The sequence below is a fragment of the Micromonospora sp. NPDC005305 genome (genome assembly GCF_040607315.1).
In the GTDB taxonomy this organism is placed as follows: Bacteria; Actinomycetota; Actinomycetes; order Mycobacteriales; family Micromonosporaceae; genus Micromonospora.
In genome coordinates, this window is the sequence record NZ_JBEXGL010000005.1 from 206,961 (window position 1) to 222,195 (window position 15,235).

The following is a 15,235-nucleotide window of genomic DNA, read 5'->3' on the forward strand; positions in this document are numbered from 1 at the left end:
AGGAGACCCATGCGCCTACCGACCGTCCTGCGTCGACCCCGGGTGCGGCTGCGGCCCGTGCCGCTGCTCGTCGTCGCGCTGCTGCTGGCCGCCGCCGTGGCGGTGGCCGGCTGGACCGCCGACCGCCGCGCCGGCCAGCGCGACCAGGCCGTACGCCAGGCCCTGGCCACCGCGCCGGCCGCCGCCAAGGCCCTCTTCTCCTACGACTACCGCACCTTCGACGACAGCGTCGCCAACGGCCGCACCTTCGCCACCGGCGCGTTCGCCGACGAGTACGCGCAGACCACCACGGCGCTCAAGGCGACCGCCACGAAACAGCAGGCCGTGGTGCTCGCCGAGGTGTCCGCGACCGGCGTGGTCGACGCCCGGCCGGACCGGGTGGAGCTGCTGCTCTACCTCAACCAGTACCGGCGCAACGTGACCACGGCGGGGGAGAAGGTGGACCAGAACCGGGTGGTGCTCACCCTGGTCCCGGTGCACGGCGAGTGGAAGGTCGTCCAGGCCACCGCCATCTGACCGGCGGGCTTGCCGGCGTCTGCTAGCAGTGGCGGTGTGTCCGTTCCCGACCATCCGCCTGCACAGGCGGAAGCATCCGTTGCGCCGATGGACTCCTGCGCCGGCGCGACCAGAATGACCAGCGAGGCGGAGGCCGACTCCCGCCCCTGGAACGCCGTGGAGGCCGTCGCATGAGCGGCTGGCAGCTGTCCGGCTACACGCCGGTCCGTCGGCTCGGCGCCGGTGCGTCGGGCAGCGTCGTGCTCGCCACCCACGACGCCACCGGCACCCCGGTCGCCGTCAAGTACCTGGTGCGTGACCTCGGCGCGGACTCCTCCTTCCGGACCGCCTTCCGGGAGGAGGCCCGGCTTCTCGGCGAGATCGACGACCCGCACGTCAGCCGCCTCTACGAGTACGTCGAGTCGCCGCACGGCGCCGCCATCGTGATGGAGCTGGTAAACGGGGTCTCGCTGCGCCAGATGCTGCGCGCGCACGGCCCCACCACCCCCGAGGCGGCGCTCTGCGTGCTGAAGGGCTCGCTCGCCGGCCTCGCCGCGGCCCACGCCCGCGGCGTGGTGCACCGCGACTACAAGCCGGAGAACGTGCTGGTCACCGGGGAGGGGCTGAGCAAGCTCGCCGACTTCGGCATCGCCATGCCGCTCGGCCAGGGCTCCGACACCACCGTCTCCGGCACACCCCGCTACATGGCGCCGGAGCAGTGGACGGGCGTGCCGGCCAGCCCGGCGTGCGACATCTACGCGGCCACCGCCACCTTCTTCGAGTGCCTCACCGGCCGGCCCCCGTACGAGGGGCCGGATCTGTTCTCCCTGCGGGAGCAGCACGCCTCCGCGCCGATCCCGACCGACCCGGCCCCCGCGCCGGTGCACGAGCTGCTCCGGCACGGCATGGCCAAGCGCCCCGACGAGCGGCCCCAGCCCGCCCAGGTGTTCCTGGAGATCCTCGACGGGGTGGCCGGCGCCGGATACGGCGGGGAATGGGAGGAGCGCGGGCTCCGCGAGCTGGCCCGCCGGGCCGCCCTGCTCGCCGCGCTCTGGCCGTTCCCCGACGGCGCGGGCGGCGCCACCAGCCTGGCCAGCACCACGCTCGGCGCGGCGGTGGGGCGCGACGGCCGGTTCCGCCGGGGCCGCGCGCGGACCGCCCTGGCCGGTGGCGTCCTGGTCGCCGCCCTGGTCGCCGGCGGCGCCGGCTACAGCTACGCGGCCAACGACGGACCCGCCGCCGGCGACCCGACCGGCCCGGCCGTCGCCGGCCCCACGGTCACCGACCCGACCGGCGCCACCCCGACCGGCACGCCGGCGCCGACCGCGACCGCCATCCCGTCCGCGTCGGCCACCCCGCCGGCGACGCCGAGCGGTTCCCGGTCCGCGACGCCCACCCGCTCACCGGTACGCACCAGCGCGCCGGCACCGGCCCCGTCGACCAGCACCGCACCGCCGCCCCCGCCCGACGTCACGGCCCCCGCCGTCGGCGGCGTCACCGCCGACCCCGGGCAGCTCGAACCGAACGGCTGCCCGTACGGCGACAAGACCAGCACGGTCACCGCGACGGTCACCGACGACCGCAGCGGCCCGGGCGCCCTGAAGGTCACCTTCCGCTACACCCTGGAGGGCGCCACCCGCACCGGGTCGATGGCCCCCGCCGGGCGCGGCATGTTCCGCGGCACCCTCGGCCCGCTGCCCGGGCCGAAGCAGAGCAGCCGCATCCCGATCCAGGTCACCGCCGTCGACGCCGCCGGCAACGCGACCACCTCGGCGTCCCCGGTGTACGTGACGCTCTACAACTACTGCACCCCCGGCTAGGAGTGGTGACCGTGCCCGCTGCCCAGACCCGCACCGTGACCCGGGGACGGCCGTCGTGACCCGGCCGGAGGAGCCGACCGAGGCGCTGCCCACCCGGGCGCTGCCCACCGACCCCGGCGCGACCGTCGACCTGGGCCACGGCGGCAGCCCGCACCCCACCGACGCGACCGTCCACCTCGGGCCACCACCGCCTGGCCGGCACAACAGCCCGGACGCGACCGTGCACTTCGGCTCCCCGGCCGCCGCCGCGACGGGTGCGGCCCAGCCGACCGTGCACTTCAGCGCGCCGCCCCGGCAGCACCCGACAGGGCCGGCCACCGTGGCCGGGGGCGGTGCGACCTCCGGGGCGTACCGAGGGGCGACGGCGGACGCGCGGGCCGCGAGCGGCGCGCCGGCCCCCGGCGGCCTGCCGGCCCCCGGCGGGGAGCTGCGCTTCGGGCCCGGTGTCCCGGCCACCCCGCCGCCCGCCCCGGCCTGGCCGGCGATGCCTCCGGCACGGCCGTCCCGCCCGGTCTGGCGCCGGGTCGTCTCGGTGCTGTCCACCCTGCTGACCGCGGCGCTGCTGGTGGTGGTCGGGCTCTACCTGTGGCAGCGGCTGCGCCCGCTGGAGGTCGAGGGCGTCACCGTGGCGGTGCCCCGGCCGCCCGGGGTGGCCTGCGACGTGACCGTCGACGTGGTGGCCACCGTGCGGACCAACGGGCGCGGCGGGGTCATCCGCTACCAGTGGTTCCGCTCGGACGGCCCGCCGGGCGGCCTGCTCACCGAGCGGGTCGGTCGCGGCCAGCAGACCGCGACCCTCACCCTCAAGTGGACGTTCAGCGGGGCCGGCACGACCACCGAGAGCGCCACCGTCAACCTCGTCGAACCGTCGCCGCTGCAGGCCGGCACGCAGGTCCGCTACCGCTGCCCCGGTGGCTGACCGCGTTTCCCCGCCGGCTGGTCAGGGTAGCTCCAGGCTAACCAACCCTGACCCTGTGCGTGGAGGCCCTTCGATGAGAGACAACTTCGGGGACGCGGTGGGCGACGCGTTCCGCTCGGTGATGCTGTTCCTGCCCAAGGCGGTCGCCTTCATCGCCATCCTGATCGTGGGCTGGCTGGTCGCCAAGGCCGTGCTGAAGATCGTGGACAAGGTCCTGGAGCGGGTCCACTTCGACCGGGCCGTCGAGCGCGGCGGCATCAAGACCGCCCTCGCGCGCTCGAAGTACGACGCCAGCGACATCGTCGCCAAGCTGGCCTACTACGCGGTGCTGCTGGTCACCCTCCAGCTCGCCTTCGGCATCTGGGGCCCGAACCCGATCTCCGACCTGATCGCCGGCGTCGTCGCCTGGCTGCCCCGCGCGTTCGTCGCCATCGTCATCGTGGTGGTGGCCGCGGCCATCGCCCGCGCGGTGAAGGACATCATCTCCAGCGCCCTCGGCGGCCTCTCCTACGGCCGGGTGCTCGCCAACATCGCCTCGGTGTTCATCCTGGGCCTCGGCGTCATCGCCGCGCTCAACCAGATCGGCGTCGCCACCACGGTGACCACCCCGGTGCTGATCGCCGTGCTCGCCACGGTCGGCGGCATCCTGGTCGTCGGCGTGGGCGGCGGCCTGGTCCGCCCGATGCAGAGCCGCTGGGAGAACTGGCTGGCCCGGGCCGAGGAGGAGTCGCGGACCATCGCCACCCACGCCCGGGCGTACCAGGCCGGGCGGCGGGACGTCGAGGCGCGGTTCGGCGGGACGGCCGGCCCGTACGCCGAGGCCGAGCTGACCCAGCCCGTGGCCGGCGAGACCGACGCCGACCGGACCCAGCCCGTCGCCCCGCACGGCGCGGCGGAGCCGACCCAGCCGGTGCCGGCGTACGCCGACCCGGACCGCACCCAGCCGACCACCCCGCGGCAGCCGACGGCCGAGCAGGCCGCGGACAGCGAGGCCACGATGGTCATCCCGCAGGCGGACGTGGACCGTTCCCGCCGCTGACCGACCGCGCGCCGACCGGGGTGGGGCCCTTCCGGGTCCCACCCCGGTCCGTCCGCGCGGGGCGGCGCGGGGGCCGGGCGCCCGGTTACGATCGGCGCATGCACTGGCGACATTGATGCCCTGCCGAGGGTCGAGCCCGCGGGCCACCGCGGACACCGCACGTCCGGTGTCCGTTCCGTCCCCGTGGGAAGGTCCTCATGCTCGTCGTCTCCGCCCGCGTGCCCGCCGAGCGCCGGCTCGCCGTCACGCTCTACGCCTACGCGTTCCTCACCGACCTGGTGCTGCTCTACCCGGTCTACACGCTGCTCTTCGCCGACACCGGGCTGTCGGTCGGGCAGATCTCCTCGCTGTTCGTGCTCTGGTCGGCCGCCGGCATCCTGCTGGAGGTGCCCTCGGGCGCCTGGGCCGACGCCGCCTCCCGGCGTCTCCTGCTCTGCCTGGCCCCGCTGCTGACCGCCGCGGGTTTCGCCCTCTGGGTGCTCGTGCCGTCCTACCCGGCGTTCGCCGTCGGCTTCCTGCTCTGGGGCGCGGGCGGCGCGCTGCGCTCCGGTGCCCAGGAGGCGCTGGTCTGGACCGAGCTCGACCGGCTCGGCGCCGCCGGCCGGTACGCCCGGCTGGCCGGCCGGGCCAGGACCGCTGAGCTGCTGGGGGTGGTCGGCGCCATGGGGCTGGCCGCCCCGGTGCTGGCCCTCGGCGGCTATCCGGCGGTGGGTGCGGCGAGCATGGCGGCGTGCCTGGCGGCCGCGGCGATCGCCACCCGGTTCCCCGAACACCGGTCTGCGGAGCCGAGGGGCCACCGCACGGACCAGCCCGGCGGGGACCAGGCCGAGACGGCCGAGCCCGGCTGGTTGGCCAGCCTGCGCGGCGGGCTGGCCGAGGCGCGCGCCGACCGGTCGGTGCGGGGTGCGCTGCTGCTGGTGCCGGCGGTCGCCGCCGTGTGGGGCGGCCTGGACGAGTACACGCCGCTGCTGGCCCGGGACACCGGGATCCCGGCGGCCACCGTGCCGCTGCTGCTCCTGCTCGTCTGGGCCGGCACCACCGTGGGCGGGCTGCTGGCCCCGGCGGGGGAGCGGCTGACCGACCGCGGCTTCGCCGCGCTGCTGGCCGGCGCGGCGCTGGCCCTGGCCGCGGGCGCCCTGGTCCGCCACCCGGCCGGGTTCGTCCTGGTGGGCGTCGCGTTCGCGGCGTTCCAGCTCGCCACCGTGCTGGCCGACGCCCGGCTCCAGGCCCGGATCAGCGGGCCCGACCGGGCCACGGTCACCTCGGTGGCCGGGATGGCCACCGACCTGACGATCATCGCGGTCTACGCCGGGTACGGCGTCGTGGCGGGCGCCGCCGGCCACCCGGTCGCGTTCGCGGTGGCCGTGCTGCCGTACCTGCTGCTGGCCGGCCGGCTGGCCACCCGCCGTTCCGCTCGCCGAATCCGGGCGAATAGGTCGTTGTCCGAAAATGCGGATGTTTCCTGACTACCGTATGGGCGGAAGTGGCCGGCGCCGGCCGTCCCCGGGGCGGCCCGGCGACCGGCGGTGGGCTGGTCGGGACGGAGGCGACGCGGCGTGACGATGGAAGCAGAGCGCACCCTGCGCGACGAGGAGCTGGCCGGGCTGGCCGACCTCGCCGCCCAGCTCCGGGTCGACTCGATCCGGTGCAGCACCCGGGCCGGCTCCGGCCACCCCACGTCGAGCCTGTCCGCGGCCGACCTGCTGGCCGTGCTGGTCGCCCGCCACCTGCGCTACGACTGGTCCTATCCGGGCAACCGCGCCAACGACCACCTGATCTTCTCCAAGGGGCACGCCTCGCCGCTGCTGTACGCGACCTTCCGCGCGACCGGCGCGATCAGCGAGCAGGAGCTGCTGGAGACCTACCGCCAGTTGAACTCCCGCCTCCAGGGCCACCCCACCCCGGTCCTGCCCTGGGTCGACACCGCCACCGGCTCGCTCGGCCAGGGGCTGCCGGTCGGCGTCGGCGTCGCCCTGGCCGGGCGGTACCTGGACAAGCTCCCGTTCCACGTGTGGGTGCTCTGCGGCGACAGCGAGACGGCCGAGGGCTCCATCTGGGAGGCCCTGGACAAGGCCGGCCACTACGGGCTGCGCAACCTCACCGCGATCGTGGACGTGAACCGGTTCGGCCAGCGGGGGCCGACCGAGCTGGAGTGGGACCTGGACACCTACCGCCGGCGCGTCGAGGCGTTCGGCTGCCACCCGATCGTCGTCGACGGCCACGACCTGGCCGCGATCGACGAGGCGTTCGGGCAGGCCCGGCAGGCGACCGGCCCGACGGTCGTGCTGGCCCGGACGGTCAAGGGCAAGGGTGTGCCGGAGATCGAGAACCGGCCCGACTGGCACGGCAAGGCGCTCGAAGCGGACCAGGCCGAGCGGGCCGTCCAGGCCCTCGGGGGCGTGCGGCAGATCCGGGTCACCGGGCCGCGGCCCGCCGCCGCGCCGGCGGCCCCCGCTCCCGCCGGGCCGCCGCCGGAGCTGCCCCGGTACGACAAGGGGGCGAAGGTGGCCACCCGCAACGCGTACGGGGATGCACTGCGCGCGCTGGGCGCCCGGCCGGACGTGGTGGTCCTCGACGGCGAGGTCAGCGACTCGACCCGGGCGGACAAGTTCGGCGAGGCGTACCCGGACCGGTTCTTCGAGATGTTCATCGCCGAGCAGCAGCTCGTCGCCGCCGCGGTGGGCCTGCGGGTCCGCGGTTACCGGCCGTTCGCGGCCACCTTCGCCGCGTTCCTGTCCCGCGCCTACGACTTCATCCGGATGGCCGGCATCTCCCGGGCCGACATCGCCCTCGCGGGCTCGCACGCGGGCGTGGAGATCGGCCCGGACGGCCCCTCGCAGATGGGCCTGGAGGATCTCGCCGCACTGCGCGCCGTGCACGGGTCGACCGTGCTCTACCCGAGCGACGCCGTCTCCTGCGCGGCCCTGGTCGCCGCCATGGTCGACCGGGAGGGCGTCAGCTACCTGCGCACCACGCGCGGCAAGTACCCGGTGCTCTACGACAACGGCGAGGACTTCCCGGTCGGCGGCAGCAAGCTGCTGCGCGACGGGACCGACGTGGCGCTCATCGGCGCCGGGGTGACCGTGCACAACTGCCTCGCGGCAGCCGACGAGCTGGCCCGCGAGGGGATCGACGCCCGGGTGATCGACCTCTACTCGGTGAAGCCGGTCGACCGGCAGCGGCTGCTCGACGCCGTGCGCGACACCGGTGGCCGGTTGGTGGTGGTCGAGGACCACTACCCGCAGGGCGGGCTGGGCTCCGCCGTGCTGGAGGAGCTGGCCGGCCTGGCCGAGCCGGTGCGGGTCAACCACCTGGCCGTACGCGGACTGCCCGGCTCCGGGACCCCGGCCCAGCAGATGGACCGGGCGGGCATCGGCGCGTACGCCATCGTCGGCGCGGCCCGCGCGCTCGCCTGAGCCCGCCCGCCGCCACCCGCTCGCCGGGGGACCCGGGGTCAGCGCCGCAGCCGGATCTCCGCCGGATCCCGGTCGCTGCGCAGCCCCTTCCAGGAGGGGTGGCGCAGCCGGCGGTCCGGCGTCCACGACCGGAAGGTGACGTCACCGACCAGCACCGGGTCGACCCAGACGGCGTGCCGGGCGTGCTCGCGCGGCACCTCGGCGAAGGGCGGGTCCGGCCGGGTCAGCGGCTCCAGGCGGCCCGCCAGGTCGCGTAGCACGGCCTGGGTGAAGCCGGTGCCCACCTGCCCGATGTAGTGCAGCCGGTCGTGCTCGTCGTACATGCCGAGCAGCAGGGACCCGATGGCGCCGGACCGCCGGCCGGAGCCCGGCTTCCAGCCGCCCACGATCACCTCGACGGTCTCGTTGAGCGGCACCTTGACCCACGCCGCGCCCCGGCGGCCCGGCTCGTACGGCGACCGGAGCTGCTTGGCGACCACCCCTTCCAGGCCGAGGTCGGCCGCCGCGGTGGCCAGGTCCCGGCCGGCCTCGCCGGTCCAGTAGGGCGGCGTCTCGACGGTCTCGCCGCTGAGTCCCAGCCCCTCCAGGGCCGCGCGCCGTTCCGTGTACGGCAGGGCCGTGGTGTCCCGCCCGTCGAGGTGCAGCAGGTCGAACAGGTAGTACCGGACCGGGGTGGCGGCGACCAGCGCGGCGGCCGGCGCCCGCACGTGCATCCGCCGTTGCAGCGCCGAGAAGCTGGGCCGGCCGCCGGGGTCGAGCGCCACGATCTCGCCGTCGAGCACCGCCCGCCGCCCGGCCAGGAGGTCGGCCAGCTCGCCCAGCTCCGGGTACGCCCGGGTGACGTCCCGGTCGTTGCGGCTGAGCAGCCGCAGCCCCCGGTGGACGTAGGCGACCCCGCGCACGCCGTCCCACTTGAACTCGTAGCCCCAGCCGGGCCCGGTGGGCAGCGGGCCGAGCCCGGCGAGCATCGGCGGCACGAGCGTCGGCATCCTGGCGGCCACGTCCCGATCCTGGCCGTCGCGACCTCGGCGGACGCCGGTTTTCGGTCTTTTGCCCGAACGGCGGTTGTTTGTGGTGGTCCTCGGCGGGTAGCCACCCGTCTCCGGGACGGAAGGACCGACGATGGCGGAGCTGGAGTTCGTGGCGAAGGTGGCCGAACGGGCGGGCGTCCCGGCCGACACCGCGCGATCCCTGACCGAGGCCACCCTGCGCACCCTCGCCGAGCGGATCAGCGGCGGCGAGGCGGCGGACCTGGCCGACCACGTGGCGCACGAGCTGCGCCCGCTGCTGGCCCGGGCCCGCCCGGAGGAGCCGGAGGCCTTCGGGTACGACGAGTTCCTGCGCCGGGTGGCCGAGCGCGCCGGCACGGCGCCGGACGTCGCCGAGCGGGGCGCCCGGGCCGTGCTGCAGACCCTGCACCGGGTGGTCGGGCACGTCGAGTTCGAGCAGGCCCTCGCGCAGCTGCCCCGGGAGATCGGCGCGCTGGCCCAGCCCGTGCCCCGCACGCCCTGACCGCCCGGGGACGAAACGCCCACCGGCGGCTTCCCCCGGTGCCTCCGGCCGGCCACTACGGTGGGCTGATGGCCGCCCTGAGCTTCGACCGCCACCGCGCCGAGATCGTCGCCCAGAGCGACCTGCTCCGCACCCACCTCGACGGCGCCGACCTGACCACGCCCGTCTCCTCCTGTCCGGGGTGGAACGTCGGCCAGCTGGCCCGGCACCTCGGCGGCGGCCAGCGCTGGGCGGCCGAGGTGGTGCGCACGCGGGCCGAGCGGCCGCCGTCGGACACCCACTTCCGGGACCTGTCGCCGTACGCGAACGAGGAGCCCGCGGTGGTCGGCCCCTGGCTGGTGGAGAGCGCCGCCGCGCTGGCCGGCGCGCTCGGTGCGGCGGGACCCGACGTGGCCACCTGGACGCCGCTGGAGGTGCCGGCCGCCGGCGTGTTCTGGGCGCGCCGGTTCGCCAACGAGACGCTGCTGCACCGGGCGGACGCCGCCCTCGCCCTGGGCGTGGACTTCGCCGTCGACCCGGCGGTGGCGGTCGACGCGCTCGACGAGTGGATGGAGCTGGGCTCGCTGCCGCAGATGCTGGACTTCCACCCGCACCAGCGCGAGCTGCTCGGCCCCGACCGCACCCTGCACCTGCACGCCACCGACGTGCCCGCCGAGCTGGGCGCCGAGTGGCTGGTGGACCTCACGGGGGACACCCTCGCCTGGCGGCGGGCGCACGAGAAGGCGACCGTGGCGGTCCGCGGCCCGGTGAGCGAGCTGCTGCTGATGGTCTACCGGCGGCGACCGGTCGACCTGGCGGTGGTCGAGGTCCTCGGCGACGGGAAGCTGCTGGACTTCTGGCTGGAGCGCGTCGCGTTCGGCTGAGCGCGCGCCGGGGTCAGCTCACCGGGTCCGGCTCGGTGGTCTGCTCCCACATCGACTTCATCTCGTCGAACGCCTGCTCCATGATCTGCACCATGGCCCGGCGGGCCGCGTCGCCGTCGCGGCGCTGCAGCGCCGACGCCACGTCGGCGTGCAGCTGCAACGCCTGCTGATCGGGGTGGTGCGGCATGAGGTGGTAGTGGTGCCGCCCGGTGAGCACCTCGGCGACCAGTTCCCGGAGCTTGCCGAACATCTCGTTGCCGGAGGCGGCGAGGATCCGCCGGTGGAACTCGATGTCCAGGCGCAGGAAGCGGTCCTCGTCCCCGGCCTGCCCGGCGGCCCACATCTTCGCCGCGATGCCGACCAGGTCGCTCGCGTCGTCGGGGGTGATCCGGCGGGCGGCCAGCCACGCGGCGTGCGGTTCGACCGCGGTCCGCAGCTCGGTGATCGAGCGGAGCTGGGCCATCCGGCCGGCGGAGGCGAGCCGCCAGCGGATCACCTGCGGGTCGAAGACGTTCCACGCCTCGGCGGGGCGGATCAGGACGCCGACCCGGCGGCGCGTCTCGATGAGGCCCATCGACGCGAGCACCCGGAGGACCTCGCGGATCACCGACCGGGAGACCGCGTGCCGGTCGACGAGTTCGTCGATGTTGAGCACGGAGCCGGCGGCCAGTTCGCCGCCGCAGACGGCCGTGCCGAGTTCATCGAGCACGCGGGCGTGCAGCCCGGTCTCGCCCCCGGAGGAGGAGTGATCCACGGTTCGGAGCATATCAGTTGGTGATCGACCCTTGAATAAATCAGCTTTTTCGGCCTAGCATCCCGTGGTTAAGCGGACGTTACAGCGTTGTGGCGCTCTTCCCCCGGGGCGGCGACCACGAGAAAAGGAGAGATGACGTGCGACGTCGATCGATATTCGGTACGTCTCTGGCCGTGGTCGCCACCATGGGCCTGGCCGCCTGCGGCGGCGGTGGCGACGACAGCGGCGGGTCCAAGACGGTGCGCGTGACGCTGGCGAACCACGTGTGGACGGAGAACATCAAGGCGGCCCTGCCCGAGTTCGAGAAGCAGACCGGGCTCAAGGTCGAGATCACCCAGCTCGGCGAGGACCAGCTCTCCGACCAGTACAACGTCAAGCTCAACGCCGGCTCGTCCGACCTCGACGTGATGATGTACCGCCCCCTTCAGGAGGGGAAGCTCTTCGCCAAGAACAAGTACCTGGCCGACCTGTCCGACCAGGTGAAGTCCACCAAGGACTGGGACTACTCCGACTTCCAGTCCGGCCCGGTCGAGGCCACCACGTACGAGGGCAAGTCGGTGGGCGTCCCGATCATCACCGAGCAGGAGGTCCTGTACTACCGCAAGGACCTGCTGGCCAAGGCCGGCCTGAGCGCGGCGCCGAAGACCCTCGACGAGCTGAAGACGGCCGCCGCGAAGATCAAGGCCAGCGTCCCGGGCACCGCGGGCTTCGTGGCCCGGACCGGCAAGTCGCCGGCGGTCACCCAGTTCTCCAGCTTCCTCTACAGCTTCGGCGGTGACTTCGTCGACGGCAGCGGCAAGGCGACCGTCAACAGCGACGCCGCCAAGCAGGCGTACGCCTTCTACGGCGGGCTCATCAAGGACTCCGGCCCGGCCAACGTCAGCACCGACATGAGCTGGCCCGAGGCGATGGCCATCTTCACCCAGGGCAAGGCCGCCTTCTACACCGAGGCCAACTCGCTCTACAAGAACGCCACCGACCCGGCCAAGTCCAAGGTGTCGGACACCGTCGGCTTCGCGCCGTTCCCGGCCGGCCCGGCCGGCTCCAAGCCGTACAACATCCCGTCGTGGGCGCTGGGCATCAACGACGCCTCGAAGAACAAGAGCAACGCCTGGAAGTTCGTCGAGTGGGCCACCGGCAAGGAGCAGACCCTCGCGCAGCAGAAGGCCGGCGTGCCGGGCGCGCGCACCTCGGTCTGGGCCAACCCGGAGGGCACCGCCAACTACCCGAAGGACCTGGTCGAGGCCATCAACGCCAGCACGCAGGGCGGCGTCGCCCACGACCGGCCCGTGGTCGTGAAGGTCGGCCAGGCTCGCGAGCTCGTCGGCCAGCCGATCGTCGACGCGATCACCGGCAAGGACCCGGCGGCCGCGGCCGACACCGCCAACGAGGCCTTCCAGAAGTTCCTGGACGACGAGGCCAAGTAGCACGCGCGCGGGTGGTGGGGCGCCTTGCCCCACCACCCGCGTACCCCTGTCGGTCCGCCCACCCCGGAGATCCCATGGCAACCGTCACCACCGCCCGCCGCGCCCCCGGTGGCGTCGGCGTCATGCCCGACACGCCCGGCTGGGCGCGCTGGGCCAACAACCACCGCAAGTGGCTCTTCGCCGCGCCCGCGATGGTCTTCGTCGCCGCCCTGATCGTGATCCCGCTGGGCTGGACCGCCTGGCTCAGCCTCACCGACGCCGAAGGGTCCGTCCGCGCCGAGAGCGAGTTCGTGGGCTTCCAGAACTACCTCGACGTGCTGTCGGACACCGACCGGTTCTGGCCGGCCGTCGGCCGGACCGCCGCCTTCACCGTCGTCGCGCTGCTGTTCGAGGTGGTCCTCGGGATGGCCGTCGCGCTGCTGCTGTGGCGGCCGTTCAAGGGCCAGAAATGGGTACGGGTGGCCATCCTCATGCCGCTGGTCGCCACCCCGGTCGCGGTCGGCATGATGTGGCGGCTCATCTTCGACCCGAACATCGGCCTGGCCAACCAGGTGCTCGGCTGGGTCGGCATCGGCCCGCAGCCGTGGCTCGCCGGCCAGCACTCCGCGCTGCCCACCACGATCTTCATCGACGTGTGGCAGTGGACGCCCATGGTGGTGCTGATCCTGCTCGCCGGTCTGACCTCGCTGTCGGACGAGCCGCAGGAGGCGGCCCGGATCGACGGCGCCAGCGCCTGGCAGCGGTTCCGGCACGTCACCCTGCCGCTGTTGATGCCCACGGTGATCGTCGCGATCCTGCTGCGCGGCATCGACGCGCTGAAGACCTTCGACATCCTCTACGCCACCAAGGGTCGCGGCGGCGGCTCCTTCCACGAGGTGGAGACCCTCAACGTGTACGCCTACGGGCTGAGCTTCGACTACAACGAGTACGGCGTCTCCTCCACCGTCCTCATCCTCTTCTTCCTGATCATCATCGGGGCGATGTGGGCCCTGACCGCACGGCGCAAGGGGGCCAGGCGATGAAGGCCAGTCCGTCGTACCGGGTGTTCCGGGTGGTGGCCCTCGTCGTCGTGGTGCTGTCGCTCGTCACGCCGCTGCTCTGGATGATCGCCGCGTCTCTCAAGACCAACGTCGACATCTACGACACCGGCAAGGCGCTGGTCTTCTCGCCCACCCTGGACAACTACGCGACCGTGCTCCAGCAGTCGCACTACGTCCAGTTCATCGGCAACAGCCTGTGGGTGGCGTTCGCCGCCACCGTGCTGTCGCTGATCCTCGGCGTGCCGGCCGCGTACTCGATGAGCCGGTTCAACATGAATAAGTCGGCCCTCGTGGTGCTGATGGCCCGGGTCATCCCCGGCGTCTCGCTGCTCGTGCCCTGGTACTACGTCTTCTCGAACCTGCAGCTGGTCGGCGGCTTCACCGTGCTGATCCTCAGCCACATGTTCGTCTCGCTGCCGTTGATCGTCTACATCATGATGGGCTTCTTCGACGGCCTGCCCGAGGAGCTGGAGGAGGCGGCGCTGGTCGACGGGCTCACCCACATCGGCGCGTTCCGCCGGGTCACCCTGCCGCTGTCCGTGCCGGGCATCGCCACCGCCGGGATCCTGTCCTTCATCTTCTCCTGGAACAACTTCATGTTCGCCCTGGTCCTCTCCGGCGCGGACACCAAGACGCTGCCCGTGGCGATCTTCGACTTCGTCGGCTACGCCAGCATCGACTGGGGCGGCCTCATGGCGGCGGCCACCGTGGTCACCCTGCCGATCATGGTGATCGCCCTGTTCGTGCAGAAGTACGTGGTCTCCGGCCTGACCGCCGGCGCGACGAAGGGCTGAGCACCGTGACCACCATCGCGCGCATCGAGACCTTCCTGGTCGCGCCCCGCTGGCTCTTCGTCCGGGTGGAGACCGACTCCGGGATCGTCGGCTGGGGCGAGGCCACCTGCGAGGGCCGCTCCGAGACCGTCCGCGCCGCCGTCGACCAGCTCGCCGAACTGCTGGTCGGCCGGGACGCGCTGCGCATCGAGGACCACTGGCAGGTGCTGACCAAGGGGTCGTTCTACCGGGGTGGGCCGATCCTGGCCAGCGCCGTGGCCGGCCTCGACCAGGCGCTCTGGGACATCGCCGGCAAGCACTGGGGCGCGCCCGTGCACCAGCTGCTCGGCGGCCCGGTCCGGGACCGGATCCGGGTGTACGGCTGGGTCGGCGGCGACGAGCCCGGCGAGGTCCGCGACCAGATCGCCGCCGCCCTCGACACCGGCCTGACCGCGGTCAAGATGAACGCCTCCGGCCGGATGAGCGCGGTGGCCTCGGTGGCCGAACTCGACGCCGTGGTCCAGCGGGTGGCCGCCGCCCGCGAGGTGCTCGGTGACCACCGGGACGTCGCGGTCGACTTCCACGGCCGGTTCAGCCTGGCCAGCGCCCGCCGGGTCGCCCCGCTGCTGGAGCCCTACCGGCCGTTCTTCCTCGAGGAGCCGGTGGTGCCGGAGAACTCCCACCTCATCGGCGAGTTCGTCCGCTCCACCACCACGCCGGTGTCCACCGGGGAGCGGCTCTACAGCCGGCAGGAGTTCCTGCCCGTCCTCCAGGCCGGCATCGCGGTCGCCCAGCCGGACCTCTCGCACGCCGGCGGCATCACCGAGGTGCGCAAGATCGCCGCGCTGGCCGAGGTGTACGACGTCCAGCTCGCCCCGCACTGCCCGCTCGGCCCGATCGCCCTGGCGGCATGCCTCCAGGTGGGCTTCGCCACGCCGAACTACCTGATCCAGGAGCAGAGCATCGGCATCCACTACAACCTCGGCGCCGAGGTGCTCGACTACTGCCTCGACAAGACGCCACTGACCTTCGTGGACGGGTACGTCGAGCGGCTCACCGCGCCCGGACTGGGTATCGAGATCGACGAGGCGGCGGTGCGCGCCGCCGACAAGCGCGGCCACGCCTGGCGCAGCCCCATGTGGCGGCACCGGGACGGCTCCTACGCGGAATGGTGACC

At 73.8% G+C, this 15,235-nt stretch carries 14 protein-coding genes; 12 read left to right on the forward strand and 2 right to left on the reverse strand.

Features of this window, described 5'->3' with window-relative positions:
• The first annotated feature begins 9 nt into the window (after nt 1-9).
• From ABZS80_RS11210 to ABZS80_RS11235, 6 genes are all read left to right on the forward strand, one after another.
• Nucleotides 10-516: a hypothetical protein gene (locus tag ABZS80_RS11210; protein WP_355055593.1), complete on the forward strand. Its 507-nt coding sequence runs from the start codon at nt 10-12 to the stop codon at nt 514-516.
• Between the two features lie 170 nt (nt 517-686).
• Nucleotides 687-2,315 (forward strand): protein kinase, encoded by a 1,629-nt coding sequence (locus ABZS80_RS11215; RefSeq protein ID WP_355055594.1) that lies wholly within the window; start codon nt 687-689, stop codon nt 2,313-2,315.
• Between the two features lie 55 nt (nt 2,316-2,370).
• Nucleotides 2,371-3,234 carry a hypothetical protein gene (locus ABZS80_RS11220; protein ID WP_355055595.1) on the forward strand — a complete coding sequence of 288 codons (864 nt, stop codon included), beginning with the start codon at nt 2,371-2,373 and terminating at the stop codon, nt 3,232-3,234.
• 73 nt (nt 3,235-3,307) lie between these two features.
• Entirely contained in the window at nt 3,308-4,273 is a 966-nt protein-coding gene (locus ABZS80_RS11225) for a hypothetical protein (protein WP_355055596.1), read from the forward strand.
• A 197-nt stretch (nt 4,274-4,470) separates the two neighbouring features.
• A complete protein-coding gene (locus ABZS80_RS11230) occupies nt 4,471-5,739 on the forward strand; it encodes an MFS transporter (RefSeq protein ID WP_355055597.1) in 1,269 nt (422 codons plus the stop codon).
• A gap of 96 nt (nt 5,740-5,835) precedes the next feature.
• Complete coding sequence (locus ABZS80_RS11235; RefSeq protein ID WP_355055737.1) at nt 5,836-7,689, forward strand: transketolase; 1,854 nt, start codon at nt 5,836-5,838, stop codon at nt 7,687-7,689.
• Nucleotides 7,690-7,727: 38 nt separating this feature from the next.
• Here ABZS80_RS11235 and ligD read toward each other — a convergent pair whose 3' ends face one another.
• Nucleotides 7,728-8,678, reverse strand: a complete 951-nt coding sequence (gene ligD / locus ABZS80_RS11240; protein WP_355055738.1) for a non-homologous end-joining DNA ligase — start codon at nt 8,676-8,678, stop codon at nt 7,728-7,730.
• Between the two features lie 133 nt (nt 8,679-8,811).
• Here ligD and ABZS80_RS11245 point away from each other — a divergent pair, with 133 nt between their 5' ends.
• Nucleotides 8,812-9,201 (forward strand): DUF2267 domain-containing protein, encoded by a 390-nt coding sequence (locus ABZS80_RS11245; protein ID WP_151461834.1) that lies wholly within the window; start codon nt 8,812-8,814, stop codon nt 9,199-9,201.
• Nucleotides 9,202-9,269: 68 nt separating this feature from the next.
• Nucleotides 9,270-10,064 (forward strand): maleylpyruvate isomerase family mycothiol-dependent enzyme, encoded by a 795-nt coding sequence (locus ABZS80_RS11250; RefSeq protein WP_355055598.1) that lies wholly within the window; start codon nt 9,270-9,272, stop codon nt 10,062-10,064.
• A gap of 13 nt (nt 10,065-10,077) precedes the next feature.
• Here the strand turns inward: ABZS80_RS11250 and ABZS80_RS11255 are convergent, their stop codons facing one another.
• On the reverse strand, nt 10,078-10,818 hold the full coding sequence (locus ABZS80_RS11255) for a FadR/GntR family transcriptional regulator (RefSeq protein ID WP_225853683.1): 741 nt from the start codon (nt 10,816-10,818) through the stop codon (nt 10,078-10,080).
• Between the two features lie 137 nt (nt 10,819-10,955).
• Here ABZS80_RS11255 and ABZS80_RS11260 point away from each other — a divergent pair, with 137 nt between their 5' ends.
• The 4 genes from ABZS80_RS11260 (at nt 10,956) to dgoD (ending at nt 15,233) form a co-directional block, all read left to right on the forward strand.
• Nucleotides 10,956-12,245, forward strand: a complete 1,290-nt coding sequence (locus ABZS80_RS11260) for a sugar ABC transporter substrate-binding protein (protein WP_355055599.1) — start codon at nt 10,956-10,958, stop codon at nt 12,243-12,245.
• A gap of 74 nt (nt 12,246-12,319) precedes the next feature.
• The gene (locus tag ABZS80_RS11265; RefSeq protein WP_355055600.1) at nt 12,320-13,267 is read left to right on the forward strand and encodes a sugar ABC transporter permease; all 948 of its coding nucleotides are present in this window, start codon (nt 12,320-12,322) and stop codon (nt 13,265-13,267) included.
• Nucleotides 13,264-14,079, forward strand: coding sequence for a carbohydrate ABC transporter permease (locus ABZS80_RS11270; protein ID WP_355055601.1), 816 nt, complete (start codon nt 13,264-13,266; stop codon nt 14,077-14,079). The genes ABZS80_RS11265 and ABZS80_RS11270 overlap by 4 nt, the downstream gene beginning before the upstream one ends.
• 5 nt (nt 14,080-14,084) lie before the next feature.
• The gene (gene dgoD, locus ABZS80_RS11275; RefSeq protein ID WP_151461830.1) at nt 14,085-15,233 is read left to right on the forward strand and encodes a galactonate dehydratase; all 1,149 of its coding nucleotides are present in this window, start codon (nt 14,085-14,087) and stop codon (nt 15,231-15,233) included.
• Nucleotides 15,234-15,235 lie beyond the last annotated feature (2 nt).